19 protein-coding genes and 1 riboswitch are annotated in these 17,872 nt (G+C 64.5%); of the genes, 8 read left to right on the top strand and 11 right to left on the bottom strand.

From position 1 onward, the window contains the following. The first annotated feature begins 149 nt into the window (after positions 1-149). Positions 150-3,431 (top strand): error-prone DNA polymerase, encoded by a 3,282-nt coding sequence (locus B4394_RS04775; RefSeq protein ID WP_078308630.1) that lies wholly within the window; start codon positions 150-152, stop codon positions 3,429-3,431. On the opposite strand, the gene B4394_RS04770 is transcribed toward B4394_RS04775, so the two are convergent. Further along, positions 3,428-3,889, bottom strand: coding sequence for a tRNA (cytidine(34)-2'-O)-methyltransferase (locus tag B4394_RS04770; protein WP_078314378.1), 462 nt, complete (start codon positions 3,887-3,889; stop codon positions 3,428-3,430). The two genes, B4394_RS04775 and B4394_RS04770, sit on opposite strands and share 4 nt — an antisense overlap. A 60-nt stretch (positions 3,890-3,949) precedes the next feature. Here B4394_RS04770 and B4394_RS04765 point away from each other — a divergent pair, with 60 nt between their 5' ends. Next, entirely contained in the window at positions 3,950-4,414 is a 465-nt protein-coding gene (locus B4394_RS04765) for a GNAT family N-acetyltransferase (protein WP_078314376.1), read from the top strand. A gap of 91 nt (positions 4,415-4,505) precedes the next feature. On the opposite strand, the gene B4394_RS04760 is transcribed toward B4394_RS04765, so the two are convergent. Then, the gene (locus tag B4394_RS04760; RefSeq protein WP_078314374.1) at positions 4,506-4,892 is read right to left on the bottom strand and encodes a hypothetical protein; all 387 of its coding nucleotides are present in this window, start codon (positions 4,890-4,892) and stop codon (positions 4,506-4,508) included. Between the two features lie 63 nt (positions 4,893-4,955). Then, positions 4,956-5,183: a hypothetical protein gene (locus B4394_RS04755; protein ID WP_078308633.1), complete on the bottom strand. Its 228-nt coding sequence runs from the start codon at positions 5,181-5,183 to the stop codon at positions 4,956-4,958. 65 nt (positions 5,184-5,248) lie between these two features. Here B4394_RS04755 and B4394_RS04750 point away from each other — a divergent pair, with 65 nt between their 5' ends. Together B4394_RS04750 and B4394_RS04745 are read left to right on the top strand one after the other, a co-directional pair. Continuing rightward, positions 5,249-5,644: a tautomerase family protein gene (locus B4394_RS04750; protein WP_078308984.1), complete on the top strand. Its 396-nt coding sequence runs from the start codon at positions 5,249-5,251 to the stop codon at positions 5,642-5,644. Positions 5,645-5,670: 26 nt separating this feature from the next. Beyond that, positions 5,671-6,225 carry a pentapeptide repeat-containing protein gene (locus B4394_RS04745; protein WP_078308983.1) on the top strand — a complete coding sequence of 185 codons (555 nt, stop codon included), beginning with the start codon at positions 5,671-5,673 and terminating at the stop codon, positions 6,223-6,225. Between the two features lie 5 nt (positions 6,226-6,230). On the opposite strand, the gene B4394_RS04740 is transcribed toward B4394_RS04745, so the two are convergent. Genes B4394_RS04740 through B4394_RS04730 form a run of 3 tightly spaced genes read right to left on the bottom strand, consistent with a single transcriptional unit; the run spans position 6,231 to position 9,795 of the window. Further along, positions 6,231-8,777: an ATP-binding cassette domain-containing protein gene (locus B4394_RS04740; RefSeq protein WP_078308634.1), complete on the bottom strand. Its 2,547-nt coding sequence runs from the start codon at positions 8,775-8,777 to the stop codon at positions 6,231-6,233. A 55-nt stretch (positions 8,778-8,832) separates the two neighbouring features. Then, complete coding sequence (locus B4394_RS04735; protein WP_286141900.1) at positions 8,833-9,165, bottom strand: hypothetical protein; 333 nt, start codon at positions 9,163-9,165, stop codon at positions 8,833-8,835. A 36-nt stretch (positions 9,166-9,201) separates the two neighbouring features. Continuing rightward, positions 9,202-9,795 carry an NAD(P)-dependent oxidoreductase gene (locus tag B4394_RS04730; RefSeq protein ID WP_078314372.1) on the bottom strand — a complete coding sequence of 198 codons (594 nt, stop codon included), beginning with the start codon at positions 9,793-9,795 and terminating at the stop codon, positions 9,202-9,204. A gap of 88 nt (positions 9,796-9,883) precedes the next feature. On the opposite strand from B4394_RS04730, the gene B4394_RS04725 reads away from it, so the two are divergent. Then, positions 9,884-10,294, top strand: coding sequence for a winged helix-turn-helix transcriptional regulator (locus tag B4394_RS04725; protein ID WP_078308986.1), 411 nt, complete (start codon positions 9,884-9,886; stop codon positions 10,292-10,294). On the opposite strand, the gene B4394_RS04720 is transcribed toward B4394_RS04725, so the two are convergent. Further along, positions 10,287-11,465 carry an NADH:flavin oxidoreductase gene (locus B4394_RS04720; RefSeq protein WP_078308636.1) on the bottom strand — a complete coding sequence of 393 codons (1,179 nt, stop codon included), beginning with the start codon at positions 11,463-11,465 and terminating at the stop codon, positions 10,287-10,289. The two genes, B4394_RS04725 and B4394_RS04720, sit on opposite strands and share 8 nt — an antisense overlap. A gap of 89 nt (positions 11,466-11,554) precedes the next feature. Between B4394_RS04720 and B4394_RS04715 the strand changes: the two genes are divergently transcribed. From B4394_RS04715 to B4394_RS04705, 3 genes are read left to right on the top strand one after another with little or no spacing between them, the layout of a single operon-like run. After that, the gene (locus B4394_RS04715; RefSeq protein WP_078288307.1) at positions 11,555-12,205 is read left to right on the top strand and encodes a nitroreductase family protein; all 651 of its coding nucleotides are present in this window, start codon (positions 11,555-11,557) and stop codon (positions 12,203-12,205) included. 22 nt (positions 12,206-12,227) lie between these two features. Further along, positions 12,228-13,082: a bifunctional methylenetetrahydrofolate dehydrogenase/methenyltetrahydrofolate cyclohydrolase gene (locus B4394_RS04710; RefSeq protein WP_078314603.1), complete on the top strand. Its 855-nt coding sequence runs from the start codon at positions 12,228-12,230 to the stop codon at positions 13,080-13,082. Continuing rightward, positions 13,079-13,408, top strand: a complete 330-nt coding sequence (locus B4394_RS04705; protein ID WP_078308637.1) for a DUF3017 domain-containing protein — start codon at positions 13,079-13,081, stop codon at positions 13,406-13,408. Before B4394_RS04710 ends, B4394_RS04705 begins: the two co-directional genes overlap by 4 nt. A 4-nt stretch (positions 13,409-13,412) precedes the next feature. Here B4394_RS04705 and B4394_RS04700 read toward each other — a convergent pair whose 3' ends face one another. From B4394_RS04700 to B4394_RS04685, 4 genes are all read right to left on the bottom strand, one after another. Beyond that, entirely contained in the window at positions 13,413-14,090 is a 678-nt protein-coding gene (locus tag B4394_RS04700) for a hypothetical protein (RefSeq protein WP_078314370.1), read from the bottom strand. A 67-nt stretch (positions 14,091-14,157) separates the two neighbouring features. After that, complete coding sequence (locus B4394_RS04695) at positions 14,158-14,892, bottom strand: class I SAM-dependent methyltransferase (protein ID WP_078308639.1); 735 nt, start codon at positions 14,890-14,892, stop codon at positions 14,158-14,160. 19 nt (positions 14,893-14,911) lie between these two features. Then, a complete protein-coding gene (gene metX / locus B4394_RS04690; protein ID WP_078314602.1) occupies positions 14,912-16,066 on the bottom strand; it encodes a homoserine O-acetyltransferase MetX in 1,155 nt (384 codons plus the stop codon). Between the two features lie 2 nt (positions 16,067-16,068). Continuing rightward, positions 16,069-17,397 carry a bifunctional o-acetylhomoserine/o-acetylserine sulfhydrylase gene (locus B4394_RS04685; protein WP_078314368.1) on the bottom strand — a complete coding sequence of 443 codons (1,329 nt, stop codon included), beginning with the start codon at positions 17,395-17,397 and terminating at the stop codon, positions 16,069-16,071. 141 nt (positions 17,398-17,538) lie between these two features. Beyond that, a riboswitch (SAM riboswitch) is annotated at positions 17,539-17,675 on the bottom strand. Between the last annotated feature and the right edge of the window lie 197 nt (positions 17,676-17,872).

Here is a 17,872-nt window from a genome sequence, read left to right as displayed (position 1 = left end):
GCTTCTCCAGATTCTCGTCTAGCTGCTTGCCGTCGCGTCGGATGCGGGCCAGTACCGCCAGCATACATGTATATATCTAGTTAGTTACCTGCCTTGTACGAATTGCGGGAGCGGCCACGTATAGAACATATGTTCGATACACTGGTGGGATGGGCTGGTCGCAGGGTCCCCCAACCTGGGCGGAAATGGAGAGGGTGCTTGATGGGCGCCCCAACCGTCACGCGCCTCCGGGGGATGGCGGGGATGGTCCGGCGTGGAGCCGAAAGCGCCCACCCTATGAGCCGCCCACCCGTGAGCGCGGACGGTCGTCGGTGCCTTACGCCGAGCTACATGCGCATTCGGCGTTCAGTTTTCTCGACGGCGCCAGCCTGCCGGAAGAGATGGCGCAGGAGGCGGCCCGGCTCGATCTCAAGGCTCTGGCGCTCACTGATCATGATGGCTTCTACGGGGTGGTCCGTTTTGCGGAAGCCGCTAGGGAGCTCGGCTTGCCCACGGTGTTCGGTGCGGAGCTGTCTCTTGGTGGACAGGGCAACACGGAGGACTCCACGCATCTATTGGTGTTGGCGCGTGGCCAGGAGGGGTATCGGAGGTTATCGCGTGAGATGTCGGCTGCGCATATGTCCGGTGGTACACCCAAGGATCGGAAAGGTAAGCCGCGCTACGACCTTGACGTTTTGGCCGAGGCTGCCGGTGGTCATTGGCATATTCTGACCGGCTGCCGTAAGGGGCATGTGCGACGAGCACTCATCGCTCACGGACCAGACGCGGCGGAAAAGGCGCTGGCTGGTTTGGTCGACCGGTTTGGGGCGGATCGGGTCAGCATCGAACTCAGCCGGCATGGCCATCCTGATGAGGATGAGCGCAATGCGGTGCTCGCCGAGTTGGCGCCGAAGTTTGGTGTCGGTGTGGTCGCTACCACCGCAGCACATTTCGCTACACCCGATAGTGGGCGGCTCGCCATGGCGATGGCGGCAGTGCGAGCACGCAAGAGTCTCGATGATGCCGCAGGGTGGCTTGCCCCGGTGGGGGGAGCGCATCTGCGGTCCGGGGATGAGATGGCCCGGCTGTTCTCGCATTGTCCGCACGCTGTGACGGCGGCAGCCGAGCTGGGGGAGGCGTGTGCTTTCGATTTGAAACTCATTGCCCCCAAGCTGCCACCCTTTGACGTCGAAGACGGGCACACCGAGGCTAGCTTTTTGCGGAAGCTGGCGATCGAGGGCGCTGCTCGGCGCTACGGGCCACGGGCGGGTGCTGAGAAGGCTTACGCCCAGATCGAAAAAGAGTTGAATATCATTACAAGGAAAGACTTTCCGGGATACTTCCTGGTCGTCTACGACATTGCGCGGTTTTGTCGCGACAGTGACATCCTATGCCAGGGTCGAGGGTCTGCCGTTAATTCGGCGGTCTGTTACGCGCTTGGTGTTACCAGCATCGACCCGGTGGCGGAGGGCCTGCTGTTCGAACGGTTCATGTCCGAGGCGCGTGACGGTGAACCGGATATCGATATCGACATCGAATCCGATCGCCGAGAAGAGGTCATCCAGTACGTCTACACCAAGCACACCCGTGAACGTGCCGCCCAGGTGGCCAACACCATTACCTACCGGGGGCGGATGGCAGTGCGGGACATGGCCAAAGCACTCGGATACGCACAGGGACAGCAGGACGCCTGGAGTAAACAGATGGGTCATTGGGGCGGTTTGGCTGACGCCGCCGAGGTCGACGGCATTCCGCCGCAGGTTATCCATTTGGCGCAGCAGGTCAAGGATTTTCCCCGGCATATGGGCATTCACTCGGGTGGCATGGTCATCTGCGATCGTCCGCTGGCGGATGTGGTGCCCGTCGAGTGGGCGCGCATGGAGGACCGAAGCGTGTTGCAGTGGGACAAAGATGATTGTGCCGCAGTTGGTTTGGTCAAATTCGACTTGCTGGGTCTGGGCATGCTTTCGGCGCTGCACTACTGCATCGATCTCGTCGCCGAGCATAAGGGCATCACGGTTGACTTGGCTCAAATAGACCTGAAGGAGCAGGCGGTGTACGAGATGCTTGCCCGGGCCGATTCGGTGGGGGTGTTCCAGGTGGAATCGCGTGCGCAGATGGCCACGCTGCCACGGCTGAAACCCGCGAAGTTCTTCGACTTGGTGGTGGAGGTGGCGCTCATCCGTCCCGGACCCATCCAGGGCGGCTCGGTGCATCCATATATACGGCGGTACAACGGGATCGAAAAGGATTGGAAGTATGAGCATCCGTCGATGGAACGGGCGCTGAAGAAGACTCTCGGCGTCCCGCTGTTTCAAGAACAGCTGATGCAGCTCGCCGTCGATGTGGCCGGTTTTACTCCTGCCGAATCCGATCAGCTACGCCGCGCTATGGGGTCCAAGCGCTCTCCAGAGCGGATGGAGCAATTACGCGCCAGGTTTTATGAGGGCATGGCCAGGTTGCACAATATCACCGGAGAGCGGGCCGACCGCATTTACGAAAAGCTCTATGCCTTTGCCAATTTCGGGTTCCCGGAGAGTCATGCGCAGAGCTTCGCCTCGTTGGTGTTCTATTCGTCGTGGTTCAAGTTGCATCACCCCGCTGCGTTCTGCGCGGCGCTGTTGCGCGCGCAGCCCATGGGTTTCTACTCGCCGCAGTCCTTGGTGGCCGATGCCCGTCGCCACGGTGTCACCGTGCATGGCCCCGATGTCAACGCCAGCCTGTCGTATGCGACGTTGGAGAATGCGGGCCTGGAGGTCCGGATGGGCCTGAGCGCCGTCCGTCACATCGGGGATGACCTGGCTCAGGCGATTGTCCAGGAGCGAAAAGCGCACGGCGCGTTCGCCTCTTTGCTCGATCTGACCGGCCGCATCCAGCTGACCACGGCGCAGGTCGAGGCCTTGGCCACGGGGGGCGTGCTGGGCTGCTTCGGTATGTCCCGGCGTGAGGCGCTGTGGGTCGCGGGCGCGGCCGCCGCGCAGCGGCCCGACCGGTTGCCCGGAGTCGGGGTGTCTTCCCGGATTCCGGAGCTACCGCCGATGGGGGAGGTAACTCGTGCCGCCGCTGATGTGTGGGCCATCGGAGTCACCCCCGATGCGTATCCCACCCAGTTCCTGCGGGAACAGCTTGACGAGTTGGGTGTCGTTCCGGCCAAGGGACTGTTCGATGTTCCGGACGGGGCGCGGGTGCTGGTGGCGGGAGCCGTCACGCATCGTCAACGGCCGGCCACCGCGGCCGGGGTGACGTTCATCAATCTTGAGGACGAGACGGGCATGGTGAACGTGGTGTGCTCGGTGGGCCTGTGGGCGAGGTACCGCAAGCTGGCGGTGACCGCTCAGGCGTTGATCATTCGTGGTCAGGTACAGAACACCAGCGGAGCCATCACCGTGGTGGCCGATCAGCTGCGGCCACTGGATCTGCGCGTCAAATCCACCTCGCGCGACTTCCGCTAGATGGACCCGTGAAAACCGTGCTGACGCCAGGCCTCGTAAGCGACGATGGCTGCGGCGTTGGACAGGTTCAGGGATCTGCGGCCGGGTAACAGCGGAATGCGCACTTTCTCGGTGATGTGTGAATTGGCCAGCACCTCGGCATCCAGCCCGGTGGGTTCGGGACCGAACAGCAGCACATCGCCGGGCTGGTAGCCGATATCGGTGTACCTGACGCTCGCATGCGCGGTGAAGGCGTAGACCTGCTGCGGCCGCAGCGATTCCCAAGCAGCGGAAAGACTCTCGTGGACCGTCACCGAAGCCATGTCGTGATAGTCCAGGCCGGCCCGACGTACTTTGGCTTCCGAGAGGTCGAACAGCGGCTGCACCAGATGCAGCTCGCATCCGGTGCCTGCCACCATCCGAATCGCATTGCCGGTATTCGGGGCGATACGGGGCTCATGGAAGAGGATGCGGAACACCCAACCATTATGGTTTAGAGGCGACGAAGTCTCATCGGCGGAAGTGATGGAGAGCAGGTTGTGGCGTTTTTAGTCACTGCGGCAGATTTCAAGAACGCCACGCTACTGGCGTTCTTGCAGGCTCACCTGGACGATATGGCGCCGACAGCGCCTCCGGGGAGTCGGCATGCCCTAGACGCTGCAGGTCTCCAGAAACCCGGAATCAGAATGTGGGTCGCTTCCGACGGACAAAATCTCGTCGGAACTGTTGCACTGGTGCGGATCTCGGCATGTCATGAAGAACTCAAGAGCATGCGCACTGATCCGCGGCACCGAGGTTTGGGTGTCGCCTCGATGCTCCTCGCGCATGCCCTCGATGACGCGAAACATCTTGGTGTGTACAGGATTTCGTTGGAGACCGGGAGTATGAGCTTCTTCGCCCCCGCGCGGGAGTTCTACCGTAAACACGGGTTTGTTGCGTGTGGCCCCTTCGGTAATTACGTCGAAGATCCGCACAGCATCTTCATGACGCTAGCCATCCAGTAGTTCAGAATCGCCCGGAGCGATAAGGAGTCGTGGCGTGTTCAGCAGAAGGCGGTTGTCGGCTCATGAAACAGAACTCTGAACATAGTTCAGCCTAGTTGTAGGGGCATGAAGTAACGATCTTCCCGTCGGTCAAGCCCTTCGTACTCATCGTTTCGAGCATCCCGGATAAGGCCGCATCTCCCTTCCCGGAGAAGAGGGCCCATGTGTCGCCTTGTAGGTGGCTTTGGCTCAACGCAGTTCCCGCGTCGCAGCTTGCCTTTCGCTTGGCGGTGGTATCGCCATTGACTACCTGAAATTGCCACGAATGTGCACGTTCTTGGTAAGAGCACAGCAGAAAATCGAGTGCGGGCACGCAGTTGAATCCGTTTGATGCCAGCCACGTACCGAGGTCGGTGTTGTTGAAGAATTCGATGGGGCCGGCATAACTGACTGGGGCGCAGCTTATTAGCGTGGCCAGCACAATCAGGACAGCTCTCATGGTTCCCTCCCCAATTCCTATCCAATGAGCGCACTGTACGCCGAAGAACCTCGGAGTCTTCGTTCAAATGTCGAAGATCGGTACTCGACCTGTCGGGTGCCAGAGCTCGTATCGGAGGTACGTCAGGGCGAGAAACAAGACCACAAAGGCGCCGATCCCCAAACCGGCAAGCACGCTCTTGAGGGCCAGTGAGATACAAACAACGGCGACCAGAGCGGCGACGGCCCGGTAAAGCCACTTCTGGACGGTGCTTTCGCGCGGCTCAGCAAGTATGCAGATGCCGCCGCTCACCGCACCGCATGATCCGGACGATAAATTCGTTGGCTGTGTAGCCCCTTCGTGTGATGATCCACGGCATGCCCAGTTCAGTGGTCGAGGTCCGCCGGGTCTACACCGAGGCCGAAGAGGTGGCGATCATCGATGCGGTTCACGGTGCGCTCGTCACTGCCTTTCAGATACCGGAAGAGGACAAGCATGTGCGCCTCGTTGTGCATGAACCCCATAGGTTTTCGCACGCGCCAAATCTGGCCCGGCCCGAGCTGTACACCTTCGTCTCCATCGACTGCTTCGCGGGCCGATCGATAGGAGCGAAACGAAACCTCTATGCCGAGATTGTGAAACAGCTTTCCTTGCTGGGCATACCACCGGATCACGTCACCATTGTGCTGCGCGAGAGCGTGACAGAGAACTGGGGAATCCGTGGCGGTCAGGCCGCCTGTGATATCGACCTGGGTTTCGATGTGAACGTCTGACGGACCCTCCGGGCATGATGTCAGTCATGGCCGAGCACTGGGTTGACCGTGAAATCACCGCGGAGACCTTCTACGACGAAGACTTTCGCGAACTGCGCACCGAGCGTGTGGTCTTTACCGAATGCGATTTCAGCGGAGCCAATCTCACCGAGTCGCTGCATATCGGCACGGCCTTCCGTAACTGCACCTTCCGCCGCACCTCCCTATGGCATTCGGAGTTCCGCCAGTGCAGCCTGCTGGGCTCCACCCTCACCGACTGCCGGGTGCGTCCGTCGAAGTTCATCGAGACCGATTTCACCCTGTCCTCGCTCGGTGGGCTCGATCTGCGTGAGATGGATCTGTCGGACTGCCGTTTCCGGGAGGCCAACCTGGTGGGCACCGATATGCGCAAGGCCAATCTGCACGGCGCCGACTTCACCGGCGCCCGCACGCAGAACCTCAAGCTCGACGGCGCCGACCTGCGGGGTGCCCGCATCGACCCGACGCTGTGGACCACCGCAAGCCTGGTCGCCGCGAAAGTCGATCTGCCGCAGGCTGTCGCGTATGCCGCAGGGCACGGACTGGATGTGCACGGCGGCTAGCGAATCTAGCCCTTGAGGCGGATGCGCCAGCGTACGAACCCCGCCATCACCAGCGCCAGTAGCGCCAGGATGCCCATGTCGAACAGCCATGTTCCGGCATCGTGATTCCACAACTCGTCCTGCGGCCCCACCGGTACCAGCTTGCGCAGGTCGGTGGTCGAGGCCGTCGCCGCGAATCCCCAGCGAGACGGGAACAGGAAGGAGAACTGTTCCAGCCCCGCACGTCCCGTCACCGGGATGAGGCCGCCGCTGAAGACGATCTGCGTCATGGTGGCGATCACCAGCATCGGCATCACCTGCTCGGCGGAGGTGGCCAGCGAGGACAGCACCAGGCCCAGCACGGTGGCCGCGCACGCGGTCGCGGCCACGGCGACCCACAGCTCGAAGTTGGCGTTGCCGAGCAGTACCGCACCCTGCGTCGGCCCACCGCGGACAATCACGATGACCGCCGTCATCACCGCGGACTGCACGATGGCGGCACCGCAGTACGTGATGATCTTGGCCAGCAGATAGGCCGTGGCCGACAGGCCCACTGCCTGCTCACGCCGGAAGATCACCCGTTCACCGATCAAGTCACGGATGGTTAGCGCCAGCCCCAGGAAGCTTGCGCCGAGGTTGGTCAGCGCCAGTAGCAGTCCCGGTTCGTTCGGGTTGTCGGGCAGCGCCACGTTGAAACCGGCGCTGCCGGGTACCGACAGCACCAGTCCGGCAAGAACGAACGGCAGCAGCGCCAGGAAGATGAAATAGCCGCGGTCAGCCAGGATCAGCCGCCCCTGACGCCGCGCCACCGTCGAGACCTGCCGCAGCAGACTGGTCTTGGGTGGCTTCCCGAGGTCGCCGGGTTTCACCGGGGCGGTGACGGGTTTGTTCGCGGCGGGGTGCCGCGTCAGATAGGCCTGGTGCACACCGTCCGGATCGGCCGCGGCGTTAGCGAAGATATCGGCCCAGTCGGTGGTGCCCATCTCCTGGTTGATGGTGCGCGGAGGTCCGCAGTAGGCGGTCTTGCCGCCGGGCGCCAGCAGCAGCACCTGGTCGCAGTAGCTCAGGTAGGTCAGCGAGTGCGTGACAACCACAACCACGCGGCCGGCATCGGCGAGCTGGCGCATCAGGCTCATCACCTGACGGTCCAGCGCTGGATCCAGACCGGAGGTGGGCTCGTCCAGGATCAGCAGCGACGGACCTGTCAGCAGCTCCATGGCCACCGAGGCGCGCTTGCGCTGTCCACCGGAGAGCTTGTCGACGCGGGTCTCGGCATGCTTGGTCATCTCGAGTTCCTCGAGAACCCGGGACACCACCTGTTCGCGGTCTTCCTTGCTGGTGTCCGGTGGCAGTCGCAGCTCGGCGGCGTAATGCAGCGCCTGGCTGACGGTTAGCTGCGGGTGCACCACATCGTCCTGCGGCACCATGCCGATGCGGTTTCGCATCACGGCGTATTCGGCGTGCACCCCGTGGCCTTCGAAGGACACCTTGCCCGCCGACGGTTGGGTGTTGCCGACGATCAGCCGGGCCAGAGTGGACTTGCCGGCGCCCGAGGGGCCGATGACCGCGGTGAGCGAGCCGGGGCCCGCCGAGAAGCTGATGTTGTCGAGCAGCTTCTTGCCCCCCTCGACGGTGAAGTCGATGCCCTGCACCTCAAGACCGCCGACACGGGTGGCGATCGTGGGTTTGACGAGGGTGCCGTCCTGGACGACGAGGTCGACGTTACCGATGGTGACGGTGTCGCCCTCGCGCACCGTTGCCTGCTCGACCTGGACACCGTTGACGAAGGTGCCGTTGATGGTGTGCAGGTCCTGGATTTCCAGGCCACCAGCGGTGGGAAGCAACAGGGCGTGGTGCCGTGAGGCCAGCACGTCGTTGACGACGATGGTGTTGTCGGGGGCACGGCCGACGGTGACGGCACCGGGTGACGGTTTCGGCGCGCCGCCGCCGATGCCCAGCGCCCGCATCGCGCGGGTACCGAACGGCTCCACCGGCTCGGCGGAGTGCGGGGCGGGTATCGGGGTGGGCGCCGACGGGTACTGCTGGCGCGGACGGGTGGGCCCGGAGGTCCCATAGGTCTGGGGCCCCGAGGGCGGTGCGCTGTACGGGTGCTGCTGGCTAGGCGGCTGCCCGTAGGTCTGCGGCGCCGACTGGTATCCGCCGGTCGGGTAGTGCTGCTGGGTGCCGGTGTAGGCGGCCGGCTGCAGGCCCGACACGTGACCGCGCATGGTGGGGGGAGCGATCCCCAGCTGTGTCTCGCCGCCGAGACCGCCGAGGGCGAACGTCATACGAGGTCCGCCAGGGTCACCGAGGTTGATCACGGTGTCATCGCGCACCTCGACCCAACCGACCTGACGACCGTTGACGAAGATGCCGTTGAGGCTGCGCTGGTCCTCGGCGATCCATTTGCCGTCGACAAACCTGATTATCAGGTGAATACGCGACACCAAGGGGTGCGTGATGCGTACATCGGCGTGGATATCGCGGCCGATATGAATGTCGTGCCCGGGTGCGAACTTTCGTTCGTCACCATCGAATACCACGGTGAGAGTGGGTGCTTCCCGACCAGTCATCGTCACCGACTGTATCGGGTCGCGCCGTGGGACCGTCCTTCCCGCGCCGGGTGGTTCACAGGCTCTGGAGCAGAAACAAGGTCCGGGCAAGCGCGGCGACGCACAACGCCGGCCAATACCAAATGTGCCAATGACGCCAGTGTCCGATGCCCATCGCTACCGGCGCAACCATGCACATCAGCACCGTCAGCAACGACCAGACGAAAACCTTGCCGGCTTCATCGGCCTGCTCCGGGAAGGCGCCGCCGAACCCGACGGGGAAGATGGTCGCGAATGCGGCGATGCACCCCGCGATACTGACCAGCACCCACAGCAGCCAGCTGACGACAGTCTCGACTGGCCCGGCGCCCCTGCCGGCCGATCGCCTCAACTCGCCGGTATCGGTCACGATCGCGAATGCTCATCGCGCCCGGCGCCGCCGGTATCAATTCGCGACCGTAAATCGTTCCCGTCGGTGCGCCGGGCGTTCGAGTTCGTCGGCCACCGCGACCGCGAAGTCCTCCGCTGAGATGGACTGGCCGGCCGGAGAGCTATCGGCGACACGGTAGGAGCCCGTGCGTTCTCCGGGCTCGATGAGTGGCGGTGGTGAGAGGTACACCCAGTCCACGTCTTGGCCGGTGAGTTCGAGGGATTCCAGAACGGCTGCGTGGGCAAGCGCCTCGGCGCGGTACGACTCGGGGAATTCTGGCGAATCCACCAAGCGTTTTCCGTCTACCCGCAGGGACCCTGCGCCGCCGACGACGAACAGCCGAGTGCCGTGGAGATTGGCAGTGGCCGTTGTGATCGCGTCGATGAACTCGCTGTGGGGAGCGCCGGAACGGCTCGGGCCTATCGCTGAGATGACGGCGTCATGCTCGGCGGCCGCCCTCGCCACGAGCGCTCCGTCGGAAAGGGATCCGGCCTGGGCATGATCCCCGCCTCGACGGCTGTACCCGGTCACTGCGTGTCCGCGACCGGCGAGCTCGGCCGCGATGCGGGAGCCGACTGTCCCGGTGACGCCGAATATTGCGATCTTCATGGGTGTGGGTCCTTCCGTAGGTGAGGTGGACGCTCCAAAGGTATCCAGTGGTAACTTGGTACCTCAAGGTAACTAAAGGAGTCTCATGATGTCTGCTGCATCACAACCCGCGGTGGGTGACTGGCTGGGGAATGCCTTCGACCAGAACTGCCCCACCCGCGTGGTGTTGGACAGGATCGGGGACAAGTGGACTGTGTTGGTGGTACTAGCTCTCGTTGACGGGCCACTGCGTTTTACCGTCCTGCGCGAACGGATCGGTGGCATCACCGGCAAGGTGCTGACCTCTACGTTGCGGTCGATGCTGCGCGACGGACTGGTAGAACGCACGGCGTACGCGACTGTGCCGCCGACGGTGGAGTACGAACTGACCGAGTTGGGTGATTCTCTGCGTCAGCCCATTGACGAGTTGAGGTCGTGGGCGGAGCGCCACGTTGCACACATCGTGCGCAACCGGGAGGCGCATGACGCCGGTCCTTCGCTGGCGTCGCAGCTTACGTAAGGACGCAGTGGGTTCTGCTGAAAATCGTGGCCATGCACTGATTGCAGTGCGTGCACCGCGAATGAGCGGCCCGATCGGCCGCCACGCGATTCACCAGATCCGGATCGGCCAGCAGCGCGCGGCCCATGGCCACGAACTCAAAGCCCTCCGCCATCGCCAGGTCCATGGTGTCGCCGCCGGCGATACCGCCCAACAGGATCAGGGGCATGTCCAGTTCGGCACGGAACCGGCGGGCATCGTCGAGCAAGAACGCATCGCGGTAGGGGTAGGACCGGAAGAACTTCTTCCCCGTGACGCGCACGCCCCACCCGAGGGGTTTGGGGAAGCCCTGGGCCAGCTCGCGGATCGGCACCTCGCCTCGGAACAGGTACATGGGATTGACCAGGGAGCTGCCCGCGGTCAGTTCGAGGGCATCGAGCCCGCCGTCCTCCTGCAGCCACTGTGCGGTCTGCAGCGATTCCTCGATGGGGATGCCACCGCGGATGCCGTCGGTCATGGTCAGCTTCGCGGTCACGGCCAGCCGGTTACCGGCCACCTTGCGTACCGCCCGGACCACTGCGCGCGCCACCTTGGCTCGGTTGGCCAGCGATCCGCCGTACTCGTCTCCTCGCCGGTTGAACAGCGGGCTCAGGAAGGAGCTCACGAAATATCCGTGGCCCAAATGGATTTCGACGGCGTCGAAACCGGCCTCGATGGCGAGACGGGCCGCGTTCGCATGGGCGGCGATCACGCCCTCGATGTCCGAGGCGCTGGCCCGCCGGGCGAACTTCATGCCCAACGGGTTGAAGAACCGGATCGGGGAGAGGGCAGGCGACCCATTCGATCGCGCGTTGGCCACCGGGCCGGCATGGCCGATCTGCGCCGAGACAGCGGCGCCGGTGTCGTGGATGGCCTCGGTGAGGCGCCGCAGCCCTGGCAGCGCCTCCTCGCGCATCCATACCTGGCCGTACTCCGTGCGGCCTTCGGGGGCGACGGCGCAGTACGCGATCGTGGTCATGCCGACTCCGCCCAGCGCGGGCCTGCGGTGGTACTCGATGAGATCGTCGGTGACCAGTGCGTCGGGGGAGGCGGCCTCGAATGTCGCGGCCTTGATCGTCCGATTACGCAGCGTGATGGGGCCAAGCCGCGCGGGTGCCAGCACGTCGGGGATATTGCGAACGTCGGCGGCCACGTTCCGGAGATTACGCCGCGGAAGGGGCTGGCGAATTCTGGATGTGCACTCCTACTTTTCGGCTCGGCCACGCGTTGTACGTTCGTCTCATGACCTCCCTGAATCTGTCAGCCGATGAAGTTCTGACCACCACCCGTTCGGTGCGCAAGCGCCTCGATTTCGACAGGCCCGTCGAACGTTCGGTTATCGAGGAATGTCTGAACATCGCGATGCAGGCGCCGACCGGTTCCAACCATCAGGGCTGGCACTTTGTCATCGTCGAGGACGCCGACAAGAAGAAGGCCATCGCCGACATCTACCGCGCGGGCTGGAACAAGTACGCCACCGGCCAAGGCCCCGAGTACGCCGAGGGCGACACCCGGGGTGAGCGACGCGACAAGGTGGTGGACTCGGCCGGCTATCTCGCCGAGAACTTCGAGCGGGCACCGTTGTTCCTGATTCCCTGCATCGAGGGGCGCCTTGACAACCTGCCTGTGGTCGGGGCGGCGTCCACCTGGGGGTCGCTGTTGCCCGCGGTGTGGAGCTTCATGCTCGCCGCGCGTAACCGCGGCTTGGGCTCGGCCTGGACGACGTTGCACCTGATGGACGACGGTGAGAAGCGCACCGCCGACATCCTGGGCATCCCGTTCGACAAGGTCACCCAGGGCGGGCTTTTCCCGATCGCATACACCGTCGGTACCGACTTCCGGCTGGCCAAGCGTCAGCCGCTGTCGGACGTCCTGCACTGGGACACCTGGTGATCACGTGGTGGATACTGGCTCGGTGACTTCGGCAACGGCGACTCGACTTGACGGTAAGGCCACCCGCGACGAGATCTTTGTGGAGCTGGCCACGCGCGCCGCGGCGCTCACCGCGGCGGGCAGGACAGCGGGCCTGGGCACCATCCTCGTAGGGGATGACCCGGGTTCTCAGGCCTATGTCCGCGGCAAGCACAACGACTGCGCCAAGGTGGGCATCAACTCGATCCGCCGCGATCTGCCGGCCGATATCGATCAGGCCACGCTGTGCGCGACCATCGACGAGCTGAACGCCAACCCGGACTGCACCGGATACATCGTGCAGTTGCCGCTGCCCAAGCATCTTGACGAGAACGAGGCGCTGGAGCGCATCGACCCCGATAAGGACGCCGATGGTCTGCATCCGACGAACTTGGGCCGGCTGGTGCTGGGCAAGGAAGCGCCGCTGCCCTGCACGCCGCGCGGAATCGTGTATCTGCTGCGCCGCTACGACGTCACGCTCGACGGTGCGCACGTTGTGGTGATCGGCCGTGGTGTCACGGTGGGCCGTCCGCTCGGGCTGCTGCTCACCCGGCGTTCGGAAAATGCGACGGTCACCCTGTGCCACACCGGAACTCGCGATCTTGCCGCGCTGACCCGGCAGGCCGACATTGTCATCGCCGCCGCGGGGGTGCCGCACATGGTGACCGCCGACATGATCAAGCCGGGCGCCGCGGTGATAGATGTGGGCGTGAGCCGCGTCGACGACACGTTGACTGGTGACGTCGCACCGGACGTCTGGGACGTCGCCGGATACGTCTCGCCCAACCCCGGTGGAGTCGGGCCGTTGACCCGAGCTTTCTTGCTCACCAACGTGATCGAGCGGGCGGAACATTCGTGACAGCCCTGCAACCCGAGTCACGTGGCCTTCTCGCGGCGACACTTGACGCCATCCGCCGCTTCGCTCGGGAGCAGTGGCCGATCCTGGTGGTCTCCGCGGTGTTCCTGGTGGCATTGGGATTGGTGGTCGCCGACCGCTGGCGGCGCGGCGCGCTGGTCGTGGGCATCGCCGTGGGCGTGGCCGCAGCGCTGCGGCTGGTGCTTACCGACGAGGCCGCAGGGCTATTGGCGGTACGCGGCAAGACTTTTGATGTCGGTGCCCTTGGGGCTGTGGCAGCGGTGATGGTCTACCTGGCGTTGACGATCGACCCGCTGGGCACCGGATAGGCGCCTACTTGAGCAGTTGCACCGAGCGCGCGATGGTGTCGGCCTGCTCGCCGAAGAACTGTTCGGACGGCTCTCCGCTGGGGCTGCCGGTATTGCTCGTGGCGATCTGCCACCGTTGATCGCCCTGTCCGACAAACGCTACGTAGATCTTCGGCGTAATGTCGGCCGGTGGCTTGCCCTCGGCGGCCGCGGGCTTCTCCAGTTCCAGGCTGGCCGAGGCGCCGGGCAGGTTCGGTCCGTCCCATGAATCTCTTTTGTCTGCAGTGACTTTGGACTTACGGGTCTTGACGAAGGCGCTCACCGCGTCGGCGTTCGACGACGCCAACCAGTCCTTTACTTCCGGGGCAGCTGTGTTCTCGTCGGAAGCCACCAACTTACGGATGCGCACATACTGCGCGAACTCCGACGACTCCCACTTGGGCCGCACCTGGTAGGTCACCAGCCCCTTGTTGTCGTGCACCCCGTCGGAGAAGGCCACCCAGTCGTGCGGGACCGTGACGTAGATACCCAGCTCGGGGATGAACTGTCGGGTGTGCCGTTCGGCGGGGGTGCTACTGGCGGTCGATGCGGACTCGTTCTTGGTGTCCGAAGACGACCCGTTGGATCCACACCCGGCGAGGGCCGGGATCAGGAGTGTGGTGGTGACAAAGAGGGCTGCCAGCAGGCGGCGATCCGTACGCACGGGTACACCGTAGCGGCACGGGGCGGGTTCGTCTCTGTGAACTGGGGCACCTGATCCGGCGGTGCTTCTACTGGTTCAGGTTGGCGCGGATGCTCACGGTCACATAGGGCAGCGCCAGGCCCGTCGACTGGGCCAGCGCGGGGTGGGTGGCCAATAGCTCCCGTACCTGTTGAAGCGTCTTTTTCCGGGCGGCCTCGGGGGCGGTGATGCAGTAGCTGCGCGATGCCACCATGTCCAGAAGTGCTTGCGGAGTAAGGTAACTCGTCCACTCGACCTGGTGTCGCTCTTGTCCGGTGAAGGGTGCGGGCAGGCTAACGGCGTGGTTGAACGGATCGTCCTCGCTGCCGATGATTTTGCCAAGATCGGCGACCCAGCCCAGCCGCTCGTCGCGAGTGTTCCACACCAGCCCCAGACGGCCGCCGGGGCGCAGCACGCGAGCGACTTCGGGGATGGCACGTTCGGGATCCACCCAGTGCCAGGCCTGCGCCACCAGTACCGCATCCACACTGTTGTCGGGCAGCGGAATCTCCTCGGCGGAACCCAGTAGCGCGGGGGTATCGGGGAGTGAGTTACTGAGCACCTCAAGCATTTCCGCGAGCGGATCCACCGCGATCACGTTGAGTCCGCGCTCCACCAGGCGGGTGGTCAGCTTCCCGGTGCCGGCACCCAGATCCAGGACGTCGTGTGCTCCGGCCGGCAGTAGCCAGTCGATGGCCTCGGGCGGGTAGGAGGGGCGGCCCCGTTCGTAGGCCGCGGCCTGGGAACCGAACGACAGCGATGGCTCTGCGTGTGCGTCCGGCATTCGCGCTCCTCGGGTTCCGTTACGAAGCCTGTGTTGACTTGGCCAGGGCGAGTGTTTCCCGCACCAGCTCGCTCACCGCGTCGAACTCGATGAGGAACGCGTCGTGGCCGTGCACCGATTCGACCACCCGCAAGCCGGTACAACCGGGCAACAGGTCCGCTAATTCCGCCTGCAGCCGTAGCGGGTACAGCCGGTCGGACGTGATGCCGCCGACGACGACGGGTACTGGACAGCCGCGCAGAGCGTTCTCCACACCGCCACGGCTCCGCCCGACGTCGTGCCGGTTGAGTGCCTCGGTCAAGATGACGTAGCTGCCGGCGTCGAAGCGCCGAACGAACTTATCGCCCTGATGTTCGAGGTAGCTCTGCACCGCGTATCGGCCACCTGCCCACGGATCCTCGGGCCCGTCCGGGCCGACCTGGGGATCGTTGCCGAACCTGGTGTCCAGCTCGACCTCGCCGCGATAGGTCAGATGTGCGATGCGCCGGGCGAGGTTCAGCCCTTTTTCGGGAGTGCGTCCGCTGCCGTGGTAGTCGCCACCCTGCCAGTCCGGATCGGCCTGGATGGCGGCGATCTGCGTGTTCTGGGTGCCGATCTGATCGCCGGTGGCACGGGCGCCGACTGCCAGCACCAGCGCCGCCCGCACCGAATCCGGTTGCATGACAGCCCATTCCAGTGCACGTGCGCCACCCATCGATCCGCCGACGACGGCGGCGACTTCGGTGATGCCGAATTGTGCGAGTGCGGCGATGTCGGCATTCACCTGATCGCGCACCGACACCCCGGGGAACCGTGAACCCCAGGGCTTTCCGTCTTCGGCAAGGGAAGTCGGGCCGGTTGTGCCCCGGCAGCCGCCCAGCACGTTGGTGGCGATCGCACACCACTGGTCGGTGTCGATCGCTGCGCCCGGACCGATGATCCCTTCCCACCAGCCGCCGGTGATGTGGTCGGGACCGGCGGTTCCGACCACATGTGAGTCGGCGGTGAGCGCGTGGCAGACGAAGACGACGTTATCGCGGCGCGGTGAGAGCTCTCCCCAGCTCTGGACCGCCACGGTCGCGTCGTCGATGACAGCGCCACTCTCCAGCGTGATCGAACCTATTGGTACATAGGCGATCTCATCGCCCTGGGGGAGGGTGATGTGTGAGCCGCTGGCGCGAAGATCGTCGGTCAAGGTCACGATGATGCCACCGCCGCGGGCTGTTTGAGTCTCCGCACCGCCGCGAATCCGGTGTCCAGATCGGCCAGGATGTCGTCGATGCCCTCGATGCCGACCGCCAATCGGACCAGTCCCGGCGTAACGCCGGAGGCCACCTGTTCGGCGGGTGCGAGCTGTGCGTGCGTCGTCGTCGCGGGGTGGATCACGAGCGATCGCACGTCACCGATGTTGGCAACCTGGCTGTGCAAGGTCAGCGAATCGATGAAGGTGGTGGCCGCCTCGACGCCGCCGTCCAGCTCGAAGGCGAGCACGGCGCCGGCACCCTTGGGGGCCAGCTCTTTCGCGCGTTCGTGCCAGCGGGAGGTGGGCAGCCCGGCGTAGTTGACGTGGGTGACCCCCGGCTGGGCGACGAGGTAATTAGCGACGCGTTCCGCGTTTTCTACATGGCGCTGCACCCGCAGGCTCAACGTCTCCAAGCCCTGGGCGATGAGGAACGCGTTGAACGGCGAGATGGCGGGGCCGAGGTCGCGCAGCAGCTGCACGCGTGCCTTGAGTGCGTAAGCCGGTGCGCCCAGGTCGGCGAAGACCACGCCGTGGTAGCTCGGGTCTGGCGTGGTGAATCCGGGATGGCGGCCCTGCGTCCAATCGAAGGTGCCGCCGTCGATGATCACCCCGCCGATCGCATTGCCATGTCCACCAAGGTATTTGGTGGCCGAGTGCACCACGATGTCGGCGCCGTGCGCCAGCGGCTGAATCAAATACGGCGTGGCGACGGTGTTGTCGACGATGAGGGGAACGCCCGCCGCGTGGGCGATCTCCGAGATGCCGGGAATATCGAGAATGTCGTTCTGCGGGTTGGAGATCGACTCGGCGAAGAGTGCCTTGGTCTGCGGGGTGATGGCCCGGCGCCAGGACTCCAGATCGTCGGGATCCTCGACGAAGGTGGTTGAGACGCCCAGACGCGGCAACGTGTAGTGCAGGAGGTTGTAGGTGCCGCCGTACAGGCGCGGGCTGGACACGATGTTGTCGCCGGCCTGCGCGATGTTGAGGATGGCCAAGGTCGCGGCCGCCTGTCCGGATGCCAGCAGCAGCGCCGCCACGCCGCCCTCGAGGGCGGCGATGCGCTGCTCCACGGCATCTTGGGTTGGATTGCCGATGCGCGTGTAGATGTTGCCCTCTTCGGACAGGCCGAACAGCGCCGCCGCGTGCGCGGTGTCGTTGAAGACGTAGGACGTGGTCTGGTAAATCGGCAGAGCCCGGGCATTGGTTGCCGCATCGGGGGACTGGCCCGCGTGGATCTGCTTGGTCTCGAACGCCCACTGGGCGGTGGGATCGATATCGGTCATGGAAAACCTCCTGGTGGTCGGTGCGGGGCTGGCGGTTTAGGGCATGCGACAGCGACAACAACGACAACAGGAATGCAGGGATTCACCCCCGGGTGACAAATACTTCATCGGGCCAACCTGTCTTCTCGGGGCCCGTCATCGGACCCGCGCTTGCCGTGTGGCCGACTGTCCTTTCATAACCCAGTCGGCTACTCAACCTGGTCATCACCCGGGGCACCCCACCGCGGTTGGAGGGTTGCCGACCAGCGAGCCGGGGCTTGACGCTGGTGCTCATGACCAGTGAGAAGCCTATCGCAATTCACCGAATGGTTGCCACCAGGTATGCGAGGCGCCACTCGGCGGTGCCCGGGAGGTTGCGATGGGAGCGCGATCACAGGCCCTCCGCCCGCCTAGGCTCGGAGACGACGTGATACTGAATAGGACGAGCCTGGCGACCCACCGGTCGCCAGATCTACCTCAGATTCTGACCGACCAA

The organism is Mycobacterium sp. D16Q16, assembly GCF_002013745.1.
GTDB lineage: Bacteria > Actinomycetota > Actinomycetes > Mycobacteriales > Mycobacteriaceae > Mycobacterium.
The sequence above is the reverse complement of the archived record's forward strand: the minus strand, read 5'-3'. Positions and strand labels throughout refer to the sequence as shown.